Origin of the sequence: Chryseobacterium indologenes (genome assembly GCF_018362995.1) — a bacterium.
Classification (GTDB): Bacteria; Bacteroidota; Bacteroidia; order Flavobacteriales; family Weeksellaceae; genus Chryseobacterium; species Chryseobacterium indologenes_G.
Genome location: NZ_CP074372.1, coordinates 4041401 through 4060401 on the forward strand (window position 1 = coordinate 4041401; position 19001 = coordinate 4060401).

The 19001-nt window shown below is 36.4% G+C and carries 18 protein-coding genes; 9 read left to right on the top strand and 9 right to left on the bottom strand.

Annotation, left to right across the window (positions count from 1 at the left end):
- Positions 1-5: 5 nt before the first annotated feature.
- The 9 genes from DYR29_RS18275 to clpB all read right to left on the bottom strand — a co-directional run bounded on the left by DYR29_RS18275 (position 6) and on the right by clpB (position 10942).
- Positions 6-1415 carry a phosphatase PAP2 family protein gene (locus tag DYR29_RS18275; protein ID WP_213277976.1) on the bottom strand — a complete coding sequence of 470 codons (1410 nt, stop codon included), beginning with the start codon at positions 1413-1415 and terminating at the stop codon, positions 6-8.
- 105 nt (positions 1416-1520) lie between these two features.
- Entirely contained in the window at positions 1521-2534 is a 1014-nt protein-coding gene (locus DYR29_RS18280) for a zinc metalloprotease (protein ID WP_213277977.1), read from the bottom strand.
- A 357-nt stretch (positions 2535-2891) separates the two neighbouring features.
- Positions 2892-3896, bottom strand: coding sequence for a zinc metalloprotease (locus DYR29_RS18285; protein WP_213277978.1), 1005 nt, complete (start codon positions 3894-3896; stop codon positions 2892-2894).
- A gap of 248 nt (positions 3897-4144) precedes the next feature.
- Positions 4145-4786: a response regulator transcription factor gene (locus tag DYR29_RS18290; protein ID WP_213277979.1), complete on the bottom strand. Its 642-nt coding sequence runs from the start codon at positions 4784-4786 to the stop codon at positions 4145-4147.
- A complete protein-coding gene (locus DYR29_RS18295; protein WP_249413534.1) occupies positions 4783-5439 on the bottom strand; it encodes a sensor histidine kinase in 657 nt (218 codons plus the stop codon). The genes DYR29_RS18290 and DYR29_RS18295 overlap by 4 nt, the downstream gene beginning before the upstream one ends.
- A gap of 107 nt (positions 5440-5546) precedes the next feature.
- Positions 5547-6191, bottom strand: coding sequence for a hypothetical protein (locus DYR29_RS18300; RefSeq protein WP_213277981.1), 645 nt, complete (start codon positions 6189-6191; stop codon positions 5547-5549).
- Between the two features lie 27 nt (positions 6192-6218).
- On the bottom strand, positions 6219-6782 hold the full coding sequence (locus DYR29_RS18305; protein WP_213277982.1) for a hypothetical protein: 564 nt from the start codon (positions 6780-6782) through the stop codon (positions 6219-6221).
- A gap of 243 nt (positions 6783-7025) precedes the next feature.
- On the bottom strand, positions 7026-8030 hold the full coding sequence (locus DYR29_RS18310) for a zinc metalloprotease (protein ID WP_213277983.1): 1005 nt from the start codon (positions 8028-8030) through the stop codon (positions 7026-7028).
- Between the two features lie 317 nt (positions 8031-8347).
- Entirely contained in the window at positions 8348-10942 is a 2595-nt protein-coding gene (gene clpB, locus DYR29_RS18315; protein ID WP_213277984.1) for an ATP-dependent chaperone ClpB, read from the bottom strand.
- 367 nt (positions 10943-11309) lie between these two features.
- Between clpB and DYR29_RS18320 the strand changes: the two genes are divergently transcribed.
- The 9 genes from DYR29_RS18320 to DYR29_RS18360 all read left to right on the top strand — a co-directional run bounded on the left by DYR29_RS18320 (position 11310) and on the right by DYR29_RS18360 (position 18993).
- The gene (locus DYR29_RS18320; protein ID WP_213277985.1) at positions 11310-11888 is read left to right on the top strand and encodes a TetR/AcrR family transcriptional regulator; all 579 of its coding nucleotides are present in this window, start codon (positions 11310-11312) and stop codon (positions 11886-11888) included.
- A 208-nt stretch (positions 11889-12096) separates the two neighbouring features.
- Positions 12097-13413 carry a phenylacetate--CoA ligase family protein gene (locus DYR29_RS18325; RefSeq protein WP_213277986.1) on the top strand — a complete coding sequence of 439 codons (1317 nt, stop codon included), beginning with the start codon at positions 12097-12099 and terminating at the stop codon, positions 13411-13413.
- A complete protein-coding gene (locus DYR29_RS18330) occupies positions 13413-14498 on the top strand; it encodes a 2Fe-2S iron-sulfur cluster-binding protein (protein ID WP_213277987.1) in 1086 nt (361 codons plus the stop codon). Before DYR29_RS18325 ends, DYR29_RS18330 begins: the two co-directional genes overlap by 1 nt.
- Before the next feature lie 76 nt (positions 14499-14574).
- Entirely contained in the window at positions 14575-15513 is a 939-nt protein-coding gene (gene paaA / locus DYR29_RS18335; RefSeq protein WP_109714328.1) for a 1,2-phenylacetyl-CoA epoxidase subunit PaaA, read from the top strand.
- A gap of 111 nt (positions 15514-15624) precedes the next feature.
- A complete protein-coding gene (gene paaB, locus DYR29_RS18340; protein ID WP_039364405.1) occupies positions 15625-15906 on the top strand; it encodes a 1,2-phenylacetyl-CoA epoxidase subunit PaaB in 282 nt (93 codons plus the stop codon).
- 101 nt (positions 15907-16007) lie between these two features.
- A complete protein-coding gene (paaC, locus tag DYR29_RS18345) occupies positions 16008-16757 on the top strand; it encodes a 1,2-phenylacetyl-CoA epoxidase subunit PaaC (RefSeq protein ID WP_213277988.1) in 750 nt (249 codons plus the stop codon).
- 5 nt (positions 16758-16762) lie between these two features.
- Entirely contained in the window at positions 16763-17572 is an 810-nt protein-coding gene (locus DYR29_RS18350) for an alpha/beta hydrolase (RefSeq protein ID WP_213277989.1), read from the top strand.
- A gap of 3 nt (positions 17573-17575) precedes the next feature.
- Positions 17576-18040 carry a 1,2-phenylacetyl-CoA epoxidase subunit PaaD gene (paaD, locus tag DYR29_RS18355; protein ID WP_047429163.1) on the top strand — a complete coding sequence of 155 codons (465 nt, stop codon included), beginning with the start codon at positions 17576-17578 and terminating at the stop codon, positions 18038-18040.
- A 152-nt stretch (positions 18041-18192) separates the two neighbouring features.
- The gene (locus DYR29_RS18360; protein WP_213277990.1) at positions 18193-18993 is read left to right on the top strand and encodes an enoyl-CoA hydratase-related protein; all 801 of its coding nucleotides are present in this window, start codon (positions 18193-18195) and stop codon (positions 18991-18993) included.
- Positions 18994-19001: the final 8 nt, after the last annotated feature.

The window sequence follows — 19001 nt, forward strand, 5'->3', positions numbered from 1 at the left end:
TATTTTTAAAAATAGGCAGTTAATCTTAACCCTAATGTAATATAATTGATTTTTTCTTTAGCAATCAGGTTGTTAAGTTCCTGGTCCAGCTCAGCACTTTCCTTGATCTCATCGCTGAAGTGATAACGGATCGTAGAGTTGATCTGATTGTAATCCGTATAGAACGTAAGACCTAGTCCCGGATTGAACCTGTAAGTCATCGCTGCTCCTGTATTCCAACGGAAAGCCGGTTTAGGCTTGTATCGGGCTATCTGAAGTTCGTGGTTAGGAGCGTCTATATCGTCTCCTTTTACAAAAACTTTTCCACTGGCAGTAGCAGCATATCCTCCGGTTAACTTTAAAGTAAGCTGCCATTTATCTGAGAATTCATGAGAAAAATAAGGTCCAATCCCTGCAGCCAGGAAGCCCATGGATTGTGTTTTGATTTCGTGGTTGCCAAAATCCTGCCCGTCATCAAAAGTTATTCTCTGAGATTTTATAGGGAAGCTGCTGAAGGTAACATCTGCGCCCACACCCCATTTTTTTGAAAAGAAATAAGCTCCTTCCAATCCTCCTTCAAAACCTACTTGTTTTTTGTCATCCAGTTCAGATTCTCTCAGGAAATTGGTTGTACCTAATGCGGTACCCATCTTCAGGGTAAGAAAAGACGGATAATCATTTCCTTGTATTCTGGATAAGATACTTAAATTATCCCCTTTATTCTTATAAATTTTATCAACAAAAAAATACCCGAGTTCTGTGGATATAATTCCGATACCAGCGCCGGCAAGAATATCCGGAACCCAGTGTCTGTTATTTAAATTTCGGCCAAGTCCTGTAATAGCGGCAGAACCATATCCTGCAATACTGTAGGCCGGGTTTACCATACCATATTCCTTATGCAGAAAACTTGCATTGGTAAAAGCCATTGCAGCATGTCCTGATGGAAACGAATTGTTTTTGGAGCCATCCGGACGTTCAACTTTTGCTGTATACTTAATAGAATTAACTAAAATAGCCATGATGACTAAACTTGTACCATAAGACAAAGTTGCCCGCCCAATATTATTCCGGCCTTTTACACCTGCCAGTTTTAATCCGTAAACAGTTGCAGCCGGAGCATACTGAAGATAATCATCAAATTTGACCTTGAAATTAGGAAGATAGCGGTTTCTTACTTCACGGATATTCTCTTTTTCTCCCCATGTTGCAGCAGCCGCCGTGAAAAGAAGGGCAGGAGCCACTGACTTTTTCACCCACTCCTTTTTGAAAAATGGTGTTTTCTGCTGAGGTATAGAGCCTGAATTGATAAGTGCAATATCTTCCCTGAGATTTCGGGATTGGATAGTATCCTGTGTTTTAATTTGGATAGTATCCTGTGCTTTTATACAGTATAGATGCAATAGTATTCCTGATGCTAATGCTAATTTTTTCATCGTAGTGGTGCTGAAATTTAAGTCGCGTAAAAATATTAAAAAAATCTATCCCAAAAATTGAGATAGACTATTTTAATGTTTTTATAATATTCAGCTAACTTGCTATTATCTTAAGCCAGATCTTGGTCCGGATGCTGCTACTACAGCCTGCATTCTTGTTTTTTGATTAGCTGAGAACATTACCATAGATTTGTCATCTACATAATCCATATAGTTCATGAACATCTGAGAACGGCTTACCCCTCCACAAACTCTGTTCAGAGGATAAGTAGGATTCCCGTAGTTAGGACCTGGAGATACCGGAGTGTCATTAGAGTAATCTGTTTGGCATCCTGTATCAGATGATCCCCAAAGGTGTGGCAAATTCAGGTAGTGTCCTACTTCATGAGTTACTGTTCTTCCTAAGTTGAATGGAGCAGAAGCACCGGTTTTTCCGATATATTGATATCCTATTACAAGACCATCATACCATTGCCCTGCATTTTCAGGGTAATACGCATAGCCTAAAGTTCCTGGTTGGTTATTCTCATCAAGGATCGAGTTAACAACCCATATATTCATATTTTTAGTCACATCAGTAGCATCAATCCCTCCTGTGCTTGCCTTTTTCATTTGCTCAAGATCAGATCTCCAACCTGTTTTTGTACTTTGTTTACGGTTGGTAGCTACTAATTTGAAACGGATTTTTACGTCTCCTGCTGCTGAAGGTTGAAATGCTGAAGGAATTTTATTAATGTCAGAATTGGTAGCACCATAATCAGCATTCAGTACTGCAATTTGTTCTGCGATTCTTGCGTCAGAAACATTTTGAGCGGAAGTGTTGTAAATTACATTAAAAACTACCGGAATCTCAACGGTTCCATCTGCCAGAACTTTTCCCAATTTAAGATTTTCAGCAAATTTTTCAGTACCGAGTTCAATATCGGCCATTTTTTGTTTTAGTGCAGGGTTTTTCAGAAGCATTGCCTGTCTTATTCCTTCTGAAGGACAGCTTCTTTTAAGAGCGCCTGGAGCGGAAGCTTCCTGATCCACAGGCGTTTCATTTTGATTACTTAAGTTGTCGGAGTTACATGCCGACATAAAGCCCAGAACCAGGGCTCCGAATAAGAATTTTCTCATATCGTTATAATATAATTTGGTTGAGGGTGTGAAATTATATTATTTGAAATTGATATGCAAATAATTTTAGAAAATATTTAACGAATATTTATTTAATGATTGTTTTGGTTGTGTTTATTGTAACTTAAATTGGTATTTATTAAATTTTAATCAATTTTATTGATTTGTTTTATATTTCACGCATAAGTGTATTTTTAAGTGTAAATAATTTTATAGTCTATATAATTTGTAGGATATTTTTCGTGAAAAATTCATTAATGAAAATATCTTAAATACAGAATTTTGATTTAAGAAAGGGTACAAAAAAGTCTATCCCAAATTTGGAATAGACTTTACAATATAATTTAAACATGCGTATTAATAGACTCTTAATCCGGATCTTGCACCAGAAGAGGCTACTACAGACTGCATTCTTGTTTTCTGTCCTGAAGAGAACATGAACATAGCTGCGTCATCTACATAATCCATATAGTTCATAAACATTACAGATCTTTGTACACCGCTGCAAGTATTGTATAGAGGATAAGAAGGCTTTCCGTAATTTGCTGTAGTTTGTGTAGGAGTATCACTTACCAGGTCATTTCCGCAATTAGCATCTCCCCAGATGTGTCTTAAATTTAAATAATGTCCTACTTCATGTGTTGCTGTTCTTCCAAGGTTAAAAGGTGAAGAAGCTCCTGTCTTTCCAAAATATGGAGCAGCAATTACAACACCGTCATTCCAGAGACCTGCAGATTCAGGGAAAGTTGCATATCCAAGAATTGTACGTCCCTGGCTGGTCATTTTGCCCACCACCCATAAATTTAAATAATTAGTAGGATTAGTTGCGTCAATTCCTCCTTTAGATGCTTTTTTCATGTCGTCATTGGTAGCCCAGCTGGTTTTTGAAGTAGATTTTCTAACAGTATTTACCAGTCGGAATTTTACTTTTGTGTCACCAGAACTTACAGTTTGAAATTCGGTTGGAATTTTGCTGGCATCACTGTTGGTGCCGGAATAGTCAGCATTTAATACTGCAATTTGCTCAGCAATTCTTGCGTCAGAAACGTTTTCAGCTGTAGTCTTGTAGATGACATTCACTATAACTGGAATTTCTACAGTACCATCAGCCAGAACTTTTCCAAACTTTATATCATTGGCGAATTTTTCTGTATTGGTTTCTAATGCCGCAAATCTTTGCTGAAGTTCAGGACTTTTTTTCAATGCTTCCTGTCTGATTTCCTCAGAAGCACAGCCTCTTTGAGCAAAGCCTGCTGTAGTTACTGCTTCGTCAGTTGTGTTTTCATTTTGATTGGTGATGCTGTCATTGTTACATGCAGACATTACACTGAGCATAAGAGCTCCAAATAATAGTTTTTTCATATCAAAATCATTTAGGTTGAGGATGTGAAATTATATTATTTGAAATTAATATGCAAATATTTTTCTTGTTCCTTTAAGTAATGTGTAATTATTTAAATATTTGTTTGATTATATTTTAATATTATTTAAAAAACATTGAATATTAATCAATTTTATAAAACAGCTTGTTTTGTATTTTGTTTTTGAATGATTTTTATGAATACTTTTCGTTTAAATTTATTTTTAAAGGAATTTTTTCACGGTAAATTTTAGTTTGCAAAACCATTTTTAATAGCAAATACAGCCAATCCGACACGGGTTTTTAAATCCAGTTTTTCACAAAGCTGATCGCGATAACTTTCCACGGTTCTTGGACTGCAGCACATTCTGTCTGCAATTTCTTTATAGCTGAGTTCTGTTACGGTATACTTCAGGAATTCTTTTTCTCTGTCAGAAATTCTTACGGCAATTTCGGATTCCGTTTCTTTATTAAGGTTAGAGAAAATAATTTTAGAGGCCCAGTCCGGATAAAAGAAACCATCACTGTTCAACCGGGTAAGTGCTGTTTCCAGATCTCTTGGGTGGGTGTTTTTTAAAAGGTAACCTTTTGCCCCGCTTTTGATCATTTTAATTACACTGTTGTCATCACCCTGCATACTAAGTGCCATGATTTTAATGGGAGGATGATTTTTTGTAAGCCAGACAGCGGTTTCAAAACCGTCCATAATCGGCATGCTGATATCCAAAAGAATGATATCCGGAATGGTATTTCCTTCTTCGATTTTTTGGATAAGGTCTTTTCCGTTCTCGCAAACATAGATAACTTCAAACTCATTGAAATTACCAATAATGCCTTCCAGGGCTTTTGCGATAAGTATATGATCGTCAACAATTACAATAGATTTCTTCATGACTGTTTTTTTAGGATAATATTGATTCGGGTTCCCGTATTTTTCTGGCTTTCCATATGAAAATTTGCCCCTATGATTTCGGCTCTGTTTTTCATATTCGTAAGGCCTATTCCGTTGGATTTGATCTGTGAAGTATCAAACCCGATTCCATCATCGCGGATGTCGAGTTCCCAAAGGATATCTTCGGAAGTATTCAGGCATATAAAAATATTTTTACAACGGGAATGCTTTATACTGTTTTGAATAAATTCCTGAGTGATTCTGAGCAGCATGTTTTTATGAACAAAACCTAAATCCAGCTGCTTGAAATTATGTTCAAAGCTGACATTACACTTTTTAAAAGAATTCGTATTGTCTACTTCTTCCTGTATTAATGTTACAATTTCCTTCTGATTGATGTTGTCGTCAGTCAGCGTTTTTGACAAACTCCTGAGATCCTGCAGAGACTGGTTAATAATTTGTGATACCTGATCTATTCTTTCGCTGGCTTCAGATACCTTATTTTCATAAAGCATTTGCTGAACATACAGGCTTACTAAAGTTAGTTTCTGACCGATATTATCATGCAATTCCCTTCCGATCTGCTGCATGGTGGCCTGCTGGATTTCCAATTGGGTAGCTAGAAGCTCTCTTTGATGAATTTCATTTTTCATCTCTATCTCTCTTAAATATTCTTTTTTGCGTTGTCTGTAACTCCGGATATAGATTAATACTGCCGTTACAAACATCACAAAGAGTATGTTGAATAGAATGATAACTATTAAGAGCTCTGTTTTCCCCATATAAATGAACTTGCAAATAAGATATACATTACCGAAACTGAGACCAGGAAATAACTGAAATAAATGTCCCAAATTTCCTTGTATTTTACCAGAAGTGATAAAAATGCCATGAAAGGTAATGTTCCAATATATGATATTGTTATCCCAAGATTGATATAAAACATTTTGTTTTTATTGAAATTAAGGATTTCTTGTGAAGTAATTTGTTTATAATACTCCATTATTACCAAAAGCATCAAAATAAGACAGCCAAACGTATAGTTGAAGGCAAATACAATTTTGCTTCTGGAAAAATATAATTCGTTGGGAATAAATGAGAGCAGATATAGAACGGAAAATATCCAAAATAATTTGGGTTTTCCTAAAGATTTTGCAGCATATAACCAGTAAAAAAATACGAACTGGATTGGCATTAAAAGGTAATTATAGTACTGAGCTTTGGTGAAATGAACAAAACTTCCCCATTTGCCATAAGCTTCCCCAAGAAAAATAAATACCAGATAAAACACAAAAAGTTTCCAATGTTGTTCTTTTAAACGGTTATAATGGAAAAGTGCTATGACTGCAGCAAGTCCTTCAGCCCAAAGCAGACTTTTTTGTGCAAATTCCTGGAATTCTGTCATACAGTGTTAAGATAATAAATATTAAAATTAAAAAGATTCGCCTAAAGGAGCTTTTGGTGGAACAAGTATTCCGTTATTTTCTCCAAGACCTTGGTCATCACCTAGAGGTCCTCCGCCTCCATTATCATTACCATTACCAGATGGAGTGAAATTACGTGAATTCAACGCTAAATTTGAATTTTCTCCATTTGCCTGGAAAGGATTAAAGTCAAAATCAACAACCTCACCTGTTTCACTGGCTTTTTTTAGTGTTGGTACCATTACTAGAGTGTGTCTTCCTGCATATTCCGCCGGAACAGGGTGTGAGTCCATTATAGACCAGTTTTCCTGTTTCGGATAAGTAGCATAATAAAACCTGATTCCCAGATCTTCGTCAGAAGTTGCCGGATTTACTTTGGTTGCCTCTTCTTCAATCTTTGCAATAAAATTTTTCAGTTTCGGAAGATCAAACCAAATGGAATGAGCATCCTGAATTCCTAAAGCAGTGTTGATAGCGCTTAGGTGGGTTTGACGGTAATTGTCGATGAGAGCCTGGATAAGACTATTTGACATTATTCCAGGTTGCAGCGGATTGTTTGATTCTGTATTCATAGCTTAATGTTTTACGGATGAAACTCAATTAATATGCAAATCTCGGAAAAAATATGGTAGAAAATATATTCATGAATAGGGAATTATACTGTTATTTTTACCGTGTTTTTACGGATTGTATGTTTTGTAAAGAATAAGCGGAGGTTCAGAAAAAATCCTTCAATATAAATTCTGACTTAAAGAAGGAAGACTTAAAAAAAAAAATCGCTTCTTCAAGCGATCTTTTTTATTTTTTAATTTTTTTTACAGAACTCTTAATCCTGCACGTGGGCCGGATGCTGAAACGGTAGCTTGCATTCTGCTGTTTTGTTGTTGTGTAAACATGAATAACGTTGTTTCATCTGAATAATCCATGTAGTTCATAAACATTACAGAACGTGAAACTCCGCCACATGTTTCGTATCTTGGATAAGTTGGTACACCAGAGTGTTTGGTAATCTGTTGAGGAGTATCACCCACTAAATCATCTCCGCAATTTGCATCTCCCCAAATGTGTCTGAGGTTCAAATAATGCCCTACTTCATGTACGGTAACTCTTCCCTGGTTGTGAGTGGTATCAGGACCTCCTTCTCCTACATAGTCGTCCATCATAACAACACCGTCGTTCCAAAGTCCGGCATCTTCCGGAAAAGTAGCGTATCCTAAAACATAACCGGTCTGATAAGGCATATAATCTACCACCCAGATGTTTAAATATTGGTTAGGGTTAGTAGAATCCATTCCTCCGGTAGATGCTTTTTTCATTTTATCATCAGGTGCCCATCTGGAAGTCTTTGTTGATTTTCTGTTAATGCCTGCCAATCTGAATTTAATTTTCGTATCACCCGCATTTACAGATTGAAATTCTGCAGGAATCTTGGAGATATCAGCATGAGTGGATGCAAAAGCTTTATTAAGTACATCAATTTGAGAATTTATTCTGGCGTCTGAGACATTATTAGATGCTTTCGTATAAAGGACATTAAATATTACCGGTATTTCTACACTTCCGTCAGGTAAAATCTTACCCATTTTTTTCTGCTCAATAAAACTGGCGGTTTTTTGTTCTATCTGGAGCATTCGCTGCATGGCTGCCGGATCTTCGGCAAGATGTTTTCTTCTGAGAATATCAGAGCCGCAAAAAGCTTCATTGCCGGCTGTGATATTAGTTTCTTCAACATTGGCGTTTTCTGGAGTAACATTTTCTGTCTCATTGTTGTTACATGAAACCATGAGTGTGATTAAAACTCCTAAAATTGTTTTTTTCATAAAATCTCGTTTTTTAATACAAACGAATATATGACAAATAATAATGTGATATGTTTAATTATTCGTATATTATTTTATGTTAAATGTAATTAATTTGTAATTTATATTAAAATTTTGCATTTTAAACATTGTTTTTTAATGAATATCCTATAGATTGATTTTTTTAATAAGAATATTTTTTCTAAAAATCTGAAATTGGATGAAAATGATTATTTATCAAAAATAAATTGCTTAAAGATACTGGTGTTAAAAAATAAGTGCTGCAAATCACTTTACAGCACTTATTCACAAAAATAATGTATATGAAAAAAACTATTTTATTGTTCAGTAGGTCTGAAAACCAAACCTGTTTCTACGAAATAATCCAAAGTAATTCTGTCTCCGTCATTTACCTTTCCTGCAAGAATTTCTTTTGACAGTTTATTTAAAACTTCCTGTTGGATCACTCTTTTCAACGGTCTTGCTCCGAAAGCAGGGTCGTAACCTTTTTCCATCAGATAGTCTACCGCATCCTGAGTGAAAGTCATTATGATGTTTCGTTTAGATAACATTTCATTGAATCCTCTCAGTTGGTACTGAACGATTTTTCCGATTTCTTTTTTTCTTAAAGGCTGGAATAATACAATTTCATCAATTCTGTTCAGGAATTCCGGACGCAGCGTCTGTTTCAGCAGATCAAAAACTTCTACTTTTGTTTTATCTACAATCTCATCCTGATTTTCCTCTGTAAGATTCTCAAAATTCTCCTGAATAAGATGTGAACCTAAATTCGAGGTCATAATGATAATTGAATTCTTAAAATTAACCACACGTCCTTTATTGTCAGTCAGACGTCCATCATCCAAAACCTGTAGTAAAGTGTTGAAAACATCTGGGTGTGCTTTCTCAATCTCATCCAAAAGTACCACTGAATAAGGTCTTCTTCTTACTGCTTCAGTCAATTGTCCACCTTCATCATATCCTACATATCCCGGAGGCGCTCCTACTAATCTGGAAACACTGTGACGTTCCTGATATTCACTCATATCAATTCTGGTCATATTGTTTTCGTCATCAAATAAGAACTCGGCTAATGCTTTTGCCAGCTCGGTTTTACCAACTCCGGTTGTTCCCAGGAATAAGAAAGATCCAATCGGTTTTTTATCATCACTCAATCCGGCTCTGTTTCTTCTGATGGCATCGGCAACCGCCTGGATGGCTTCATCCTGTCCTACGACTCTGTGATGCAGTTCAGATTCCAGATTTAATAATTTATCCCTTTCAGATTGTAATAATTTGGTTACAGGAATACCTGTCCATTTACCAATTACTTCAGAGATGTTTTCTGCAGTAACTTCTTCTTTGATCAGTTCATTCTGATGGTTCTGCATTTCCAGCTCAACCTTGGCAAGTTCTTCTTCTTTTTCACGAAGTTTTCCATATTGGATCTCCGCTACTTTTGCATAATCTCCGGCTCTGGAAGCTCTTTCTGCTTCATGTTTCAGAGATTCAATATCTTTTTTGATCTGGGTAAGATCTTCACTTTTCTGTTTTTCTTTCAACCATTTGGCATTGATCTCATTTCTCTGTTCTGAAATTTTAGCAATATCTTCTTTCAGATGATCAATTTTGGTCTGGTTTCCTTCTCTTGAAATGGCTGCCAGTTCAATTTCCAGCTGCATTAGTTTTCTGTCCAGAACATCCAGTTCTTCCGGTTTGGAATTGATTTCCATTCTCAGTTTAGCAGAAGCTTCATCAATAAGGTCGATCGCTTTATCCGGTAAGAAACGGTCTGAAATATATCTCTGCGACATTTCTACAGCCGCAATAATTGCCTCATCTTTGATTCTTACCTTGTGGTGGGCTTCATATTTATCCTTAATACCACGAAGGATCGAAATAGCAGATTCAGTATCCGGTTCTTCCACCATTACTTTCTGGAAACGTCTTTCCAACGCTTTATCTTTCTCAAAATACTTTTGATATTCGTTCAAAGTGGTTGCTCCAATCGCTCTCAATTCACCTCTTGCCAAAGCAGGTTTTAAGATGTTGGCAGCATCCATAGCTCCTTCACCACCACCGGCACCTACCAAAGTGTGGATTTCGTCAATGAAAAGGATAATCTGTCCGTCAGACTTTGTGACTTCGTTTACAACGGATTTCAGACGCTCTTCAAATTCACCTTTGTATTTGGCTCCGGCGATCAAAGCTCCCATATCTAATGAGAATAACGTTTTATCCATAAGATTTTCAGGAACGTCACCGCTGATAATTCTATGGGCAATTCCTTCGGCAATAGCTGTTTTACCTACACCCGGTTCCCCGATAAGGATTGGGTTGTTTTTTGTTCTTCTGGAAAGGATCTGTAAAACCCTTCTGATTTCTTCATCACGTCCGATTACAGGATCCAGTTTTCCTTCTGCTGCTAATTCATTGAAGTTTTTAGCATATTTATTTAAGGATTGGTAGGTTTCTTCTGAACTTGCAGAAGTTGCTTTACTTCCTTTTCTTAATTCTTTTATAGCACCTTCCAGCAGATTTTTGGTTACGCCCATATCTTTCAGCATTTTGGACACTTCCGAGCTGGTTTCCAAAAGGGATAGCCATAAGTGCTCAATCGTCACATATTCATCACCCATCTTTTTGGCGATGTTGGGTGCATCCAGCAATACTTTGTTAGCAGATTGTGAAAGATAAATATTTCCTCCCTGCACTTTTGGAAGTTTTTCTAAATTTTCCCGGTTGCGCTCTCTTACTAAATTAGCGTCTGCTTCAGATTTTTTAAGTAGGAAAGGCGATATATTTTCATCCACCTGAAAGATTCCTTCAAGGAGATGTTGAGGTTCAATACTTTGGTTGCTCAATTCCATAGCAAGTTGTTGTGCTGCCTGGATAGCTTCCTGTGATTTTACTGTATATTGGTTCAAGTTCATATTTTATATATTTTTGGTATTGTGTTCAAAGTTTAGTTTTAAAAAACATCAAGAAACCAAATTTTAAGGCTTAGTTTCTTAATGCCATCAATTATTTAATCATTTATTCGATGACTATATCGCAAAAAGTGTTCAATTATTAAATTTACAAAAAAATAGGACAAATTTTCCGGATATTGTATTTTTAACGGAATTTTAACTTGACAAAATTTCCGATTTCGTAATTATTTCTTTGAAATCCATGACCAAATAGTCATACTGTGACAAGAAAATTCTACGGATGGATATGAAAATGGGAGAATTTACTTGATGTAAGTGTTAAAATTCAGCTTTTTATTTTAGAATAATTACTTTTGCATTTTACCAGATGGAACTAAAAGAAAAACAGAGAAAAATATTAGACGTAGCAGTAGAGCTTTTCAAAGAGAAAGGGTATATGGGGAGTTCTGTAAGAGACCTGGCTACGAAACTCAATATCAAGGCCGCATCGCTATATGCACACATCCGTTCAAAGGAAGAAATTCTGGAATGGATTTGTTTTGGTATTGCTCAGGAGTTTTTCGATGAACTTCAGGAAGTAAAAAATACAGACATTGCCCCAAGGGAAAAACTGAATCTGTTACTGGATAAGCATCTTTCCGTAGTTCTTAAAAACCGCGACGTTACTCATATTTATTCTAATGAATGGAGGCATCTGGAAGAAAAGCTTCCCGAATTTGTAGAGCTGAGAAAAAACTACCAGCAGGAAGTTGAAAAACTGATTTCTGAGATCTATATTGCGGAAAATTGGGAATTGAAATCACCATCATTTACCACAAGATTTATTCTTCATACTTTAAACAATTCTTATTTCTGGTTTAAAAGAAGCAGCGATTCTACTGATGAAATCACAGAGGAAATCAGGGAGAAAATCCTTTTTGGTCTTATTGGAAATCAGAAAAATTAAACACTTCTTTGTCTTTCTGACGAAGGAAGAATCTTATTAAGCATTTAAATAGATTCTTCGCTGCACTTCGTTTCGTTCAGAATGACAGACACTCATTATAAATCATGTCTCTTATTTAGAATCATTCAAAATATGACAAAAGTCATAAAAATTTTGTCAGCTTATAAAATCTTTTTAAATTTACACCTAACAAATGTTAGTTAGTTTTATGGATTTTGCAGTTGAATATCTGGAGCTGGGTCAGTTGAGACAGCTTCAATCCGACCGGTTGATCAGTTTGATCAGCTACTTGGGAGAGAAATCGGAATTTTATAAAAAGAAATTTGATGAATTACAAATATCTCCACAGGATATAAGGTCGATTGAAGATATCAGGAAACTCCCTATTACTTACAAACAGGATTTAAGAGATAACTATCCATTTGGTTTATTTACCGTTCCTAAGAATGAGCTTCAGCGCATTCACTGTTCCAGCGGAACAACAGGAAAACCAACGGTGGTAGGATATACCAAAGAAGATGTGGACCTTTTCAGCGAAGTGGTGGCAAGATCTTTACATGCTGCAGGAGCGAAACCGGGAATGCAGCTGCACAATGCGTATGGTTATGGAATTTTCACAGGAGGATTAGGACTTCATTACGGAGCAGAAAAACTTGGGATGAGCGTTCTTCCTATTTCGGGAGGAATGACGGCGAGACAGGTAGATCTGATTGTAGACTTTAAGCCTGAAGTGATCTGCTGCTCTCCATCCTATGCTTTGACTATTGCGGATGAATTTGCCAAAAGAGGAATTTCCGCAGATGAAATCAGTCTTAAGTATGCAGTGTTGGGCTCAGAGCCATGGACAGAAATTATCAGAGGTCACATTGAAGAAAAATTAGGTGTGCATGCAACTAATATCTATGGGTTGAGCGAAATTATCGGTCCGGGAGTTTCAATGGAAGATTTCGAAGAAAAAGGGGGGTCTTATATCTGGGAAGATCATTTTTACCCTGAAATTTTAGATCCGGTTACCAAACAGCCGGTTCCTTTCGGAGAAGAAGGTGTATTGGTGATTACGACATTAACGAAAAAAGCAATGCCGCTTCTTCGTTACTGGACCAATGATATTACAAGCCTTTACTATGATGAAAATGCTAAAAGAACAATGGTGAAAATGAAACCTATTGTCGGAAGAGCAGATGATATGCTGATTGTAAGAGGAGTAAATGTCTATCCAAGCCAGATTGAAGATGCTTTTTCCTATGTGGAAGGAGTGGTGCCCAATTACTATCTTACGCCTGTTGAAAAAGAACATATGTGTGTTGCCTTGGATATTGATGTTGAAATTGATGATGAGCTGGTAAAGACACAGAAAATAGAAGCAAATACCGATGATTATTTTAATTTTGTCGGAAACTTCGGAAAAAACATAGAAAACGAAATAAAAAAACGGGTAGGAATCACCACGAAAGTGAAAGTTCATGCTCAGGACAGCCTGCCGAAGTGCGAAGGTGGAAAAATTAATAGAATACTTAAAAAATAATGAATTCATTTTATAAACTTAAAACAGTTAAAGTTCAGAAAGATACTTCCGAAGCCGTTAGCGTGGCCGTGGAAATCCCTGAAGAGCTGAAAGATAAGTTCAGGTTCAAACAAGGACAGTATCTGAATTTCCGAATGATGATCAACGGAAATGAGGAAAGACGTTCTTACTCTATCTGTAATGCTCCGAGTGAAAAAAGCAATACCCTGGAAGTATTGGTAAAATTGCTTGAGGGTGGGAAAGTATCAGGCTATTTCAATGAGCATCTCCACATGGATGAAATTCTGGAAGTAATGCCTCCAATGGGTGGTTTTAATACGTCTTATCATCCTACAAACGTAAAAACTTACGTTGGTTTGGCTGCAGGAAGCGGAATTACCCCTGTTTTATCCAATATTAAAGAAAGCCTTTATCAGGAACCTCACAGTAATGCTTACCTGTTCTATAGCAACAGAAGTATGAATCATATTTTAAGAAAAGCTGAAATAGATAGACTGGTAGAACATTTCAATGGAAGATTGAAAGTTATTTATCTGGTAAGCCGTGAAAAACATGAAGACCCTGTTTTTGAAGGAAGAATTTCTGCTGAAAAATTAGAGCAGTTATTTGAAAGATATACAGATATCGATGTAAGAGAAGCTACTTATTTCATTTGTGGACCTGCGGACATGATCAAAGACATTGCAGACTACCTGAAAAAAGATAAAAAAGTGCCTGCTATTCAAGTGTTATTTGAGTATTTTACTGCTCCGGATGAAGAAAATACGGAGGAAATGAGTGATGAATTCAAGGCCATTGCCAATATTGAAAGTATGGTAACGGTAATTATTGATGATGATGAATATTCGTTCCACCTTAATTCTAAAAAAGAGAGTATCTTAGATAAAGCATTGAAAGACAATCTTCCTGTGCCTTTTGCATGTAAAGGAGGAGTGTGCTGTACGTGTAAAGCGGAAGTTTTGGAAGGAGAAGTTTTCATGGAGAAAAACTACGCACTTACCGAAGAAGAAGTAGCCAGAGGCTTCGTTCTTACCTGTCAATGTCACCCGACAACGAATGTGGTGATGCTTAATTATGATGTTTAAATTGTATTAACGATTGAATGTAAATTGTATTCATGAATACATTAATACTTTCTACATTTTACAAAAAAACAAAAAAATGGACTTAGAAAAATTTGTACAATACGTACATGAAGAAAATAAAGTAGAACCAAAAGATGTAATGCCCGATGATTACAGAAAACTATTGGTTCGTCAGATTTCACAGCACGCCCATTCTGAAATTGTAGGAATGCTGCCGGAAGCGAACTGGATTTCAAGAGCACCTTCATTGAGAAGAAAAATGGCGCTTTTGGCTAAAGTTCAGGATGAAGCAGGTCACGGATTATATCTTTATTCTGCAACAGAAACTTTAGGAGATGGGAGCATCAGAGCAGACAGAGATGCAACTTATGATGATATGCTGGAAGGAAAAGCGAAATATTCAAGTATTTTCAACTATCCTACCTTAAGCTGGGCAGATATAGGAGCAATCGGCTGGCTGGTAGATGGTGCTGCCATTATGAACCAGGTAATGCTGATGGGGAATTCTTACGGTCCTTATTCCAGAGCAATGGTGAAGATCTGTAAAGAAGAATCTTTCCACCAAAGACAAGGGTATGAGATTTTAATGGCGCTTTGCCGTGGTACCAAACAACAGAAAGAAATGGCTCAGGCTTCATTGAACCGTTTCTGGTGGCCGGCATTAATGATGTTCGGACCGAATGACGACAGCTCTCCAAACTCGAAGATCTCTATGAATTACAGAGTAAAAAGAGAAAGTAATGACAGCCTTCGTCAGAGATTTATCGACGTTACTGTTTCTCAGGCAGAATTCTTAGGATTAACTGTTCCGGATAAAGACCTGAAATGGAATGAGGAAAGACAGCATTATGATTTCGGAGAACTTCCATGGGATGAGTTTATGGAAATCTTAAAAGGAAACGGCCCTTGCAATAAAAAGCGTATTGAAACGAAGAGAAAAGCTCAAAGAGAAAATTCTTGGGTAAAGGAAGCAGCAGCAGCTTTTGCAGAAAAACAACAAAAAGAAGTAATATAATAATGTAACAATATACCAATGTAGAAATGTAACAATCATTGTCATGCTGAGCTTGTCGAAGCATCTCATTGTTAAACTGGTACATTGATACATTGTTAAATTAATTTGACTATGGCAAATTTAGATATGTGGGAAGTGTTTATTCAAACTAAACCGGGATTATCCCACAAACACGTTGGAATTGTACAGGCACCAACAGCAGAAATGGCTTTGCAGAACGCAAGAGACGTTTATACAAGAAGAAAAGAAGGAACTTCTGTTTGGGTAGTTCCAAGTAAATATATTGTGACCTCGGAAGGAGTGGACAAAGAAGCATTCTTCGATCCGGCTGATGATAAACTATACCGTCATCCAACGTTCTACGACATTCCAAACGATGTAAAAAATATGTAATAAGACTTTTGAGATAATAGACAGATAGATAAAAGACCTTAAGGTTTACTTGTCTTTTTTCTATCCATCTATCATCTATCCGTCTTTAAATTGATTAAACAATGAACCCATTATATAATTATTTATTAAAACTAGCAGACGACAGTTTCATTATGGGACAGCGTCTGTCTGCATGGTGCGGTGAAGGTCCTTATTTAGAGGAAGATATTGCATTGACGAACATTGCATTAGATGAGTTGGGACAGGCTAACAACTTTTATGTTTATGCTTCAAGAGTAATTGACAACGGTAAAAGTGAAGATGATTTAGCCTTTCTAAGATACGAACACGAATATGTAAATGCACACTGGACAGAACTTCCAAATGAAGACTATGCTCAGACCATTCTGAAAGTTTACGTTTTTGCTGTGTATCAGAAACTGATGTATGAGGCATTGTCCAATTCTGCAGATGAAGAACTTTCGGCTATTGCCCAGAAATCACTAAAGGAAGTAAGATATCATTATACCCATGCTGCATCCTGGATGAAAATTTTCGCTCAGGGTACAGAAGAAAGCAAATCCCGTGTGGTAAAAGCCATTGAAGATATCTGGGAATATACAAAAGGACTTTTTGCTAAAACAGAAGGTGAAGATGATCTTATTGCTTTGAACATCGTTCCGGATGCAGATGCTCTTTACGAAGAATTCATTGCCATTACGAAGAAAGATTTTGCAGATTTCGGGTTGGAATATCCATCAAATCCTTTTATGCAGCCAAAATCAAGAACAGGATATCATACAGAGTATTTTGGATTTATTCTTTGTGAACTTCAATATATGCAGAGAGCGTATCCGGGTTGTACTTGGTAACAAGTATGAAAAAGTTACTTCTGGGAATATTTGCTTTTTTTCTTATCGCATATGTGATGTTATGTGTGGGAATCTACTTCTATCAGGAGAAAATTATTTTTTATCCTGAAAAGTTACCGGAGAATTACAAATTTAAATTTGACGGTGATTTTGAAGAAATAACGGTTACAACAAAAGATAAAAAACATTTAAACTCCGTTTTATTTAAAGCTCAAAACCCTAAAGGCGTAATTTTTTATCTTCATGGGAATGGAGGTTCATTAAAAGAATGGGGTGAAGTAGCTGAACTGTATGCCAATATGAACTATGATACATTTATATTGGATTACCGAGGGTACGGAAAAAGTGAAGATAAGATTAAGAATAAAGAGCAGCTTTTTTCGGATGTTGAGAGTGCTTATAAGGAGCTTTTGAAAAGATATCCGGAGAACAAAATTATCATTTTAGGATATTCTATAGGAACGGGCTTAGCTGCAAAATTAGCATCAATGCAGAACGCAAGATTATTGATTTTACAGGCTCCGTATTATAGTATGGAAGATGAAATGAGTCAAAAATTTTCATTTCTTCCTAAGTTTTTACTGAAATATAATTTTGAGACCGGTGAATATTTAAAAACCGTTAAGTCGCCCGTTGTAATTTTTCATGGCGATAAAGATGAGGTTATTAATTATAAGTCATCCTTAAAACTTAAAAATAGCTTTAAAAAAGGTGATAGTCTGATTCTATTAAAAGATCAGTATCACAACGGAATAACAGATAATTTGGATTATCAGAATTCATTGAAAATAATTCTCGATTCTGATAAAAAGTAAAATATGAATCAGCTTTTAGATTTATTAAAAACAATTCCCGACCCGGAAATTCCGGTGATTGATATCGTGGAATTAGGAATTGTAAGAGATGCACAGGTCACAGGTGAAAATACGTGTGAAGTGATCATTACGCCTACTTATTCTGCCTGTCCTGCAATGTTTACCATTGAAGAGGATATTATCAAAATGATGAAAGAAAACGGATGGGAAGCAAAAGTAGTTACCAAGATGTTTCCGATCTGGACAACGGACTGGCTGACTGATGAAGCGAGAGAAAAACTTCGTGTCTACGGAATCACTCCTCCTGAAAAAGGAGCAGATGAACATCATATCGGGAAACCGAAAAAATGTCCGCGCTGTGGTTCTGAGCATACCAAGCAGATCAGCAGATTTGGGTCTACCTTATGTAAAGCCTCTTATCAATGCTTAGACTGTCTGGAACCTTTTGATTATTTTAAATGTCATTAAGGGTAACTATAGATTAATGTACAATTTATCAATAAAATTAACGGATATGCAGAGCATAACGATGCTGTTGTTAGATTGTTAAAATCTTAGGTTGTTACATGAATTTATATTGTTAAATTAGTGCATTGTTAAATAATAAATTAATAAAAACTATGTATACACAACTCGATATTGAAACGCATTTTGACGGGAAGCTTAAAATTGCATATCTGAATCAGCCAGAAACAATGAATGCCCTTACAAAGCCGGCTTTAGGAGATCTGAAAGATTTTATCAAAGAATGCAACGAAGATGAAACTGTAAGATGTGTTGCTATTTCCGGAAGAGGAAGAGCGTTCTGCTCAGGTCAGAATCTGGACGAAGCTTTTGTGGTAGGCAAAGAACACCATGATCATGACATCATCAGAAAAATTGTGGTAGATTATTATAACCCTTTAGTGTTAGAGGTTACACGTTGCAGAAAACCTGTTATCGCATTGGTAAATGGTCCTGCAGTAGGAGCTGGTGCTATGTTGGCTCTGATCTGTGACTTTGTTTTGGCAAGTAATAAAGCATACTTCTCACAGGCATTCTCAAATATCGGCTTAATTCCTGATACAGGAGGAACATACTTCTTACCGAAGCTTTTAGGTAGACAATTGGCCAATTATTTAGCGTTTACAGGTAAAAAATTATCTGCTGAAGAATCTAAATCTTATGGTCTTGTTGCTGAAGTTTTCTCGGAAGAAGAATTCGCATCAAAATCAATGGAAATTCTTGAAAGAATGTCGAACATGCCAACCGCGGCAATTAAGCTTACCAAAAAAGCTTTTGCACATTCTTATACCAATACATTGAAAGAGCAGCTTGAGCTGGAAGGAGATCTACAGCAGGAAGCAGCAGAAACAGAAGACTTCATTGAAGGAGTAAATGCCTTTTTACAGAAAAGAAAACCTAATTATAAAGGAAAATAAATTTCGTA